Source organism: Bradyrhizobium sp. 17 (genome assembly GCF_023073515.1).
GTDB lineage: Bacteria > Pseudomonadota > Alphaproteobacteria > Rhizobiales > Xanthobacteraceae > Bradyrhizobium > Bradyrhizobium canariense_D.
The window spans coordinates 1-992 of the sequence record NZ_JADPJQ010000108.1 but is presented as its reverse complement, the minus strand read 5'-3'; the positions used below and the strand labels follow the sequence as shown (position 1 = coordinate 992).

At 57.7% G+C, this 992-nt stretch carries 2 protein-coding genes; both read left to right on the top strand.

What is annotated here, in order from left to right; translation table 11 throughout:
- Positions 1-46 precede the first annotated feature (46 nt).
- On the top strand, positions 47-346 hold the full coding sequence (locus tag IVB13_RS22055) for an ATP-binding protein (protein WP_247490462.1): 300 nt from the start codon (positions 47-49) through the stop codon (positions 344-346).
- A 323-nt stretch (positions 347-669) separates the two neighbouring features.
- Positions 670-992: conjugal transfer protein TrbF (gene trbF, locus IVB13_RS22050; protein WP_247490460.1), on the top strand; the 323-nt coding region annotated here is incomplete at its 3' end.

The following is a 992-nucleotide window of genomic DNA, read 5'->3' as shown; positions in this document are numbered from 1 at the left end:
CGCCCGTCGAGCCCGAACAACCTTTCTCCAGCGAAGGCGCCGCACAATGAGCGGTTGGTATCTTCAAAGGGTCTCCATCGAAGGGTTTCGAGGCATCAACAACGAGGGCGCACCGCTCGTACTCAAACTCAAACCGGATTGCGTCAACTCGATTTCCGCGCCCAACGGGGTCGGAAAGACATCAATCTTCGACGCCATCGTTTATGCGATTACCGGTCGGACTCCGAAATTGGAGGATCTACCGGCAGCCGAAAAGGGACCATCCTACTCTGATGTCCCCAGTCAAGCACACAACGCACGGTTTCCCATCTCCACGAGGCTTATCGTGAAGTTCTTGCACCGATAGATCGTGCAGAGGAGAAGGCGGAACCCAAAGACGTCGGTGAACAGGCTCTGATGCGCGGGTTGGATACCGCATTTCCGTTTTTTCGTCTGGGGCTGTCCCTGGTCTAGCGTCGGGCGTCGATCGGATGATCGGCCACATAATAGGTTTCAGGATTTCCCCTGCCGTGGTCCCACCTTCACCTCTGCACGATTGATGTCTGCGACTATCCACGCGATCCGTTCGGGCGATCACGGCGGAGGCGGCGGATCTGTCGACCTCTCCCAACAGGATCGCTGACGCTTCACATCGACCATTTCCATTCCTGAGCATCTTGAGGTCAAACAATGTTCAAACGATCGGCCGTTCACTATGGCCGCATGCCGGAGCCTGTCACTCCGTATCAACGCGCCGCCCAGGTCTGGGATGATCGCATTGGGTCTGCGCGCGTCCAGGCCAAAAACTGGCGCCTGATGGCGTTTGCCTGCCTCTTCTTGTCCGCTGGTTTTGCCGCCGCCCTGGTCTGGCAATCCGCACACGGGACGATCACGCCCTGGGTGGTTGAGGTCGATCAATTGGGGGAAGCTAAGACTGTCGCTCCGGCAAATGCCAGCTACCAACCGACCGACCCTCAAGTCGCTTTTCACCTGGCGCGATTCATCGAGCATGT